5 protein-coding genes are annotated in these 7,350 nt (G+C 48.2%); 3 read left to right on the forward strand and 2 right to left on the reverse strand.

Going from position 1 to position 7,350, the window contains the following annotated elements:
- Together ABNT28_RS09025 and ABNT28_RS09030 are read left to right on the forward strand one after the other, a co-directional pair.
- Positions 1-1,649 (forward strand): ABC transporter ATP-binding protein (locus ABNT28_RS09025; RefSeq protein WP_348721428.1); only part of this gene is annotated, 1,649 nt, incomplete at its 5' end.
- A gap of 27 nt (positions 1,650-1,676) precedes the next feature.
- Entirely contained in the window at positions 1,677-3,059 is a 1,383-nt protein-coding gene (locus tag ABNT28_RS09030; RefSeq protein ID WP_348721429.1) for an amidase, read from the forward strand.
- Between the two features lie 22 nt (positions 3,060-3,081).
- Here ABNT28_RS09030 and ABNT28_RS09035 read toward each other — a convergent pair whose 3' ends face one another.
- Both ABNT28_RS09035 and ABNT28_RS09040 read right to left on the reverse strand, forming a co-directional pair.
- On the reverse strand, positions 3,082-5,238 hold the full coding sequence (locus ABNT28_RS09035; protein WP_348721430.1) for a N,N-dimethylformamidase beta subunit family domain-containing protein: 2,157 nt from the start codon (positions 5,236-5,238) through the stop codon (positions 3,082-3,084).
- Positions 5,231-6,508, reverse strand: a complete 1,278-nt coding sequence (locus tag ABNT28_RS09040; protein ID WP_332925211.1) for a Zn-dependent hydrolase — start codon at positions 6,506-6,508, stop codon at positions 5,231-5,233. The genes ABNT28_RS09035 and ABNT28_RS09040 overlap by 8 nt, the downstream gene beginning before the upstream one ends.
- A gap of 211 nt (positions 6,509-6,719) precedes the next feature.
- On the opposite strand from ABNT28_RS09040, the gene yaaA reads away from it, so the two are divergent.
- The coding region (gene yaaA, locus ABNT28_RS09045) for a peroxide stress protein YaaA (RefSeq protein WP_348721431.1) at positions 6,720-7,350 on the forward strand (631 nt) is incomplete at its 3' end.

The following is a 7,350-nucleotide window of genomic DNA, read 5'->3' on the forward strand; positions in this document are numbered from 1 at the left end:
CTTCCGATCTATATGCTGTGCAAAAGGTCGATCTTGAGCTTACGCAAGGTGAAACCCTATGTGTGGTTGGTGAAAGTGGATCGGGAAAGTCACTTACCGCTCGTGCTGTGATGGGGCTGTTGCCTGCACCGCATGTGCAGGTTTCAAACGGCGCAATCAATTTCAATGGCGAGGATGTTACCAAAGCCAGCTATGATCGCTTGCGGGATATTCGTGGCAGTGAAATATCAATGATTTTTCAGGAACCTATGACTGCCCTTAATCCGGTCATGTCGATTGGTGCCCAGATTGATGAAATTTTTCGTTATCATGTTGATATGCCAAGTGCAGAACGGTGGCAAAAAGCGATTACGCTTCTGGAAGATGTAAATCTTCCTGACCCTGCGCATATCATGAACGCCTATCCACATGAATTGTCTGGCGGCCAGCGCCAGCGTGCGATGATCGCGATGGCACTGGCGTTAAAACCTAAGATTCTGATTGCCGACGAGCCGACAACGGCGCTGGATGTCACTACGCAGGCACAGATATTAAAATTGATCCGTGATATGCAGAAAGCCAATGATACGGGCGTACTTTTCATTACACATGATTTTGGTGTGGTGGCTGATATTGCTGATCGTGTTGCGGTTATGCAACATGGGCTGGTTGTCGAAAGCGGCTCGGTAGAAAAAGTGCTGAATAACCCGACACATCCCTATACACAGGCTTTGATTGACGCTGTGCCAAGCCTTTCACCACGGAAAGCGCGTTCGCGGTCAAAAGTACAAGTTCTGTCTGCAACGGATGTGTGCAAGACATTTGGTGGTGGGCGTGGCCTATTTGGTTTCGGCGTCGCATCGCGTGAGGTCAAGGCTGTCAAGAATGTAACGCTTGATCTTCATAAGGGTGAAACCTTGGGCATCGTGGGTGAAAGTGGATCGGGCAAGTCAACATTGGCACGCTGTATCATTCGTTTGATGGATACTGACTCAGGTGATATCAGTATTGAAGGTACGCAGATTAACAAACTCAGCCGCGCAGAAATGCGGTTATGGCGAAATAAGATTCAGATGGTGTTTCAGGATCCATTTGCATCGTTAAACCCCCGTATCAAAGTGGGGGACATCATTGCGCAGGGGCCAGTAACCCAAGGTACGAGCAAAATAGAAGCAGATAAAAGGGCGCGTGAGCTCATTTCAATCGTGGGGCTTGATGAGCGTTCATTTGAGCGTTATCCGCATGAATTTTCTGGCGGTCAGCGTCAACGGATTGGCATTGCCCGTTCTTTAGCTTTAAAACCCGAAATTTTGATCGCTGATGAACCTGTTTCGGCACTTGATGTATCTATTCAGGCACAAATTCTTGATCTTCTTGAAGAGATTAGAGACCAGATGAATCTGTCTATGATCTTTATTACCCATGACTTGCGGGTGGCAGCCCAAGTGTGTGACCGGCTTGCTGTCATGCGCTATGGCGAGGTTGTTGAGACAGGCGCCACCGCAGACATCTTTGCTAATCCACAACATGATTACACCCGTGACCTGTTGGCAGCAGTGCCTGGAAAAGATTGGAAAAGCAGTGCCAAACCAAAGAAGGTTGCGCCAAAAAAGAAAGCGCCAGCCAGCACAACTAAGCCAAAAAAGAAACTGGCCACCAAACGTTCCTGACCGCACATATCCTAGCTGGAGTTTCGTATGACTGATTTATTTGGCAGTATTGAAAGCTTGTCGGCGGCCTATGTAACGCATCAGACAAAGCCATCAAAGGTCGTTGATGCGCATTTGCAGGCGATTGAAAAACATAATCCACATCTTGGCGCCTATCAGACCGTGTTCTTTGAACAGGCCATGCAGGCAGCCGAGGCGGCAGACAAGGCTTTTATGTCTGGCTACCGGATTGGCCCATTTCATGGGATTCCCTTTGCTTTGAAAGATATATATGAGCTTGAAGGTCAAATTTGCACAAATGGGTCTATGACACTTAAAGACCGCGTCTCGGCAAAAACGGGCACAGTGGTACGACGTTTGATTGCAGCTGGTGGCATTATTCTTGGTAAAAGCAAGACTGTTGAGTCCGCTTTTGGTGGCTGGGGTACGAACCAGAAGATGGGCACGCCCTGGAACCCGTGGGATATGAAAAACCATCGTATTCCGGGCGGTTCATCGTCAGGATCAGGCGTGGCAACAGCCGCTGGTCTGGCTGTATGTGGCATCGGGTCTGATACAGGTGGTTCGGTTAGGTTGCCAGCAGCCTATTGTGGCATTGCAGGCCTGAAAGTGACCGAAGGTCAATTACCATGTGATGGCATTGCCCCGCTGGCGCAAACACTTGATTCACCTGGGCCAATGGCGCAGACAGTTGCTGATACGGTGATATTATATGAAGTGATGTTGGGTCGTGAAAGTAGCCTTATCGACCGCGATCTGCAGACAGGCGGTGGACTTTATCAGATGATGGGTAAAGGTGTACGCGGGCTGAAGTTAGGGCAGATGGCACAGTCAGAACGCGATAATTGTTCGGCTGATATTCTTGCAGGCTACGATCTGGCAATAGACGCTTTGCAACGCCTTGGGGCAGAGATAGAGGTATTTACGTCACCTTTTGGCTATGGCAGCCTTGCCGATGATAATGGTGCCATAACGGCGGTTGAAGCCTATAACAATCATGGACATCTCTATGAAGATAGTGCCGCGCCAATGGATGAGGATGTCCGCAAGCGTATGCTGACTGGCAAGGCGTATCTGGCGCATGACTATGTGCGCATGTTGGAAACACGCCGCAACCGCTGTGATGAATTTAATGAAGCCATCAAAGGTTTTGATGCCATATTGACGCCATCAACGACAAGTACTGCGCCCAAAATAGACGATGTTGATCAGGCAATCTCACCTGGCCATTTTACCCGTCCATTTAACTATCTGGCGATGTGCGGTTTGAGTGTGCCGACAGGTCTTGCCAAGGATGGCATGCCGCATAGTTTGCAGATTATTGCCAGAGCGCATGATGAAGCAATGGCCATTCGTATCGGTGCCAGCATCGAATCTGTAACACCATCAATTGGCCGCGCGCCGCTTTAAAGCCATATGGTCGCGGCTGGCGTTACCCCGTAAACCGATCTATGACGTTGCGAAGTAGCCTAGAAACATTATTGTCAAAATTGTTCCAAGGCAGACTTCCACAAAAGGTAATTGAGCCGACAGAAAAAACCTGTCCGCCTGATGGCGTTTTGAAATAGACCATATCTGCGCGTTTGGCTTCGCTTTCGCTACCACCAGACAGGTTTGTCAAATGCGTCAATTGTTCTTCGGGCACCAGCATGAATGTATCGCGTGTATCATAAGATTGTGCCAATATGGTGATGTCTTGGCCTTCGTCTAATTTGGTATCAACTCGATCAAGCTCAAACCCTGCTGCGCCGTTACCGCTAAACCCAAAATCGCCAATTGGGCTATCATCAATACCATCAAAAACCCAGTCAAAGGCGCTGTCATTACATACACGTTTATAGGGCATGCCCTCGAAAATACCTTGTGCGGTAAAGCCGATACCAACAAGTTTTTGCGGGGGGCGTCCATTACGTCGCCATAGCCCCCCATAGGAACCATCAAACGCGTTATAATATTCGCCAGGCTGGGACGCCCATGCGCGCAATCCGTCTTCTGCACGTCTGATTTCTAAAAGATTAGGATCTTCCTTATGGCGAATAATGCGCCAGTAAAAGCCATTACCACCTAGGTAGATCAGGGCGCCGCCTTTATCACGATATGCTGTCAGCGCATCAAGCGTGTTGGTTGTGTGATATTCAGGATGTGTTCCGGTTGTAACCGCATCATACCCTTCGATGGCTGCAAAACCGTCGCGGTCAATTTCGTCATCGGTGATGATGTCATAGTCGATATTCTGGTTATGCAACCATGCAATCAAATGGCTGTCAGCCTGAAAATGACGAAGGCCTGAACAATCCGCAGCGCCAAACGTTATATATCCAGGCCGTAAATTGAAAAGGGGACGTTTATGCGAAGCATGGCATATGCCAGAACCGTCACTATGGTTGTTATAGGTCGAAAGACCATATTGTGGATAAGCCGCAGGATTATGCGGATAGGCACCCCATTCCTTTATGCGTTCTTGCCATGCAGGCACATAATCTGGGCGCGCGTGATTGCCATAAATAGCATAAGTAAATGTCGAAACCAGAACGCATAATTTGGCGCGACGAACACCCTTTGGCGGACAGACAAAAAACGGCATAGCGTCTTCATGCCCGTTGCAGGTGATACGCATAACATAGATGCCAGATGACATATCATCAGGGATTGTGAATGAAAAACTGGTGTCCCAGCCAAAATCATAAATGTCATCATCATGGAAATGGATCGCCGCATAATGATCTGGTTTATGTTGCCAGTTCAGTTCACTGGCGTCCCATTGACTGCCACATACCGCGCGGGTTGGGGCATTAAACAGGGTGAGTGCATGCTTGTTGTCAGGCTGTGCAAGAGCACTAGAGATTGTCAGGCTGGTCATATCAACAGCCAAATTCCAATCGGCAATAGCTATACCGTCGGCCATAATCAAAGGCGCTTCTATTTTACCATTAAAAAATTGCCCTGGGCCTTTGGTGTCAAGCGTGGCGGCAAGACATACAAACCCATCAATATGCATATGTACCAAAGCGTTTGCTAATTGATTTGAAACCGTTTCCGTGTTGGCGTTAACGCTAGCGAGGTGTAAAATATGAATGCTTACTTCGCCAGATGCATTCATAGTGGCGGTGATTTGATGCCATTTATGCAACCGCAAAGGCGTCTTGCTGGAAACTTTGTCTTGATGCGATGTCAGGGTAACCAGACCGCTAGCGTCTAGGTCAAGCCGAACCTCACCAATAGAAAGAATGGTCTGCGTGCCAGCCGTAAACAAGGTCGGAAAGACAGTAACAGAAATCTGAATGCTGTTCTGTGCATGATGTTGCAACGGGGATATTGTCTTGGCATAGGAACCAGATTGAAAGGGCTGGTTGCCAGCGTTGAACTGTTGCGGCGGAAAAATATCATCACAATTTGTTTCAACAATACCCATGCCAGCCGGATTGGCATCAGCACATATTGAACGCAAAAGCTTGGCTTCGACGGGGGCATCAATTTGGCTGGAAACCTTGAAATTAATAGTGTCGCCAGGTCGCCCCGACAATTTATCCGTATAGCCGATTAGATCGACAATCATACCATTTTCTCCACTCAAAAGACGCTCACTCATCAATAATGCCAGCTGTTTCCAGAACAGCATGAAACAGAACATCAGTTCCCGCCGCTGCCCAATCCTTGCTGATCTCCTCTGCTTCATTATGCGACAGGCCATCAACACAAGGGCACATAACCATAGCAGTTGGCGCAACGCGATTGATTAGGCAAGCGTCATGACCAGCTCCGGAAACAATGTCACGATGTGCATAGCCAAGCCGTTCTGCCGCACGGCGCACCGCAGATACACAGCCTTCATCAAAAGTTACAGGATCGAATTTCCCCACCTGTTCAATGTCCATGGTCAGGCCAATGTCATCTACAATTTTCTGGGCACCTTCACGAAGAAGCCGTTCCATATCATCGATGACAGCCTGTGTTGGATGACGGAAATCTATTGTGAATACAGCCTTGCCCGGAATGATATTGCGTGAGTTCGGATAGATATCACAATGCCCCACAGCGCCAACGGCAAGTGGTGCGTGCGACAAGGCAATATCATCGACCAGTTGGGTGATGCGTGCCATGCCAAGACCAGCATTGACTCGATTTGGCATTGGCGTTGATCCTGTATGCGATGACTTGCCAGTCAATGTCACTTGAAGCCAGTTTAATCCTTGACCGTGGGTGACAACACCAACATCGATATTTTCATTTTCCAGAATTGGGCCTTGTTCGATGTGAAGTTCAAAGAAAGCTGCCATTTTGCGGGCACCAACGTCTTCATCACCAACCCAGCCAATGCGGGCAAGCTCTTCGCCAACGGTTTTGCCATCAGCATCTTCGCGGTCATAGACCCATTCGGTCGTGTACATGCCTGCGAACACGCTTGATGCCATCATTGGCGGTGAAAAGCGCGCACCTTCTTCATTTGTCCAGTTAACAACCTCAATGGGATGCTTTGTTTTGATGCCTGTGTCATTCAATGTTCGGATGATTTCTAGTCCCGCTAAAACACCAAGGACACCATCATATTTGCCACCTGTGGGCTGGGTGTCGAGATGGCTTCCTATCATCACTGGGAGCAATGTTGGGTCAGTGCCTTCGCGACGGGCAAACATATTTCCCAATTTGTCCAACCCCATACTCATGCCTTCAGCTTCGCACCATAGCTGAAACACACGGCGGCCTTCGGCATCTTCATCGGTCAATGTCTGGCGGTTATTGCCCCCAGCGATGCCCGGGCCAATTTTTGCCATTTCCATTAACGAGTCCCAAAGGCGGTCACTATTGATCCGGAGATTTTTTCCCCGCACGTCCAGTGCAGAAATGTTGGCTTTGGTCATGGTTGTTTCGAAACTTTCATAAAATGCGGTTAGGTTGATTATCTGTTTATGGTAAACATAATTGTGAGCAAACCCAAACAATTGTTCATAATATCAGAGCCAATATACTGAATGCTGACGCATAAAAGTATTTTATTAACTTCTGCTAATGCATTTCTGGACGTTTGGCGTATTGAGCGTTAATTTAGAACTACCTTTTGAGGAGAGTGTCATGCTTGTTGTGGTTTCACCTGCTAAAAAATTGAATATGCAACCTGCCGACGGCGTGGTATCGACCGAACCTGCTTTCTCCCGTGATGCAGTCGAGCTGGCCGCTGTTGCTCGTGATCTAAGTTTGGAAGATTTGCAGCGTCTGATGGGGCTAAGCACAAATTTGGCACAGTTGAATGCTGATCGTTTTGCCGCCTTTGGAAATCAAGACAAAAAACCTGCCGCTTTGGCTTTTGCCGGTGATACCTATCAGGGGCTTGAAGCGGCATCGCTGGACTCTGACGAAATGGCGTGGGCACAAAATCATTTGCGTATATTATCTGGTCTTTATGGTGTTTTGCGCCCTTTGGATGCGATTGAACCGTATCGTCTGGAAATGGGAAGCCGGTTGAAAACCTCACGTGGTGCTTCGCTTTATGACTATTGGGGTCAACAGTTATCTGACGCTTTGAATGCACATGCCACAGCTACTAATTCTCAGGTCTTGGTTAATTGTGCGTCACAGGAATATTTTGGTGCTGTTGATCTGTCAGTCCTTACGCCACAGGTCATTACGCCTGTATTTATGGAATATAAGGCTGGGAAAGCCAAAATTGTTAGTTTTTTTGCTAAAAAGGCGCGCGGCGCAATGG

The sequence above is a fragment of the uncultured Candidatus Puniceispirillum sp. genome (assembly GCF_963979125.1).
In the GTDB taxonomy this organism is placed as follows: Bacteria; Pseudomonadota; Alphaproteobacteria; order Puniceispirillales; family Puniceispirillaceae; genus Puniceispirillum.

What these genes read in the sequence shown, in the direction of transcription:
- ABNT28_RS09030 (WP_348721429.1), top strand. Translation starts at nt 1,677, where the DNA reads ATGACTGATTTATTTGGCAGTATTGAAAGCTTGTCGGCGGCCTATGTA.
- ABNT28_RS09035 (WP_348721430.1), bottom strand. Translation starts at nt 5,238, where the DNA reads ATGAGTGAGCGTCTTTTGAGTGGAGAAAATGGTATGATTGTCGATCTA.
- ABNT28_RS09040 (WP_332925211.1), bottom strand. Translation starts at nt 6,508, where the DNA reads ATGACCAAAGCCAACATTTCTGCACTGGACGTGCGGGGAAAAAATCTC.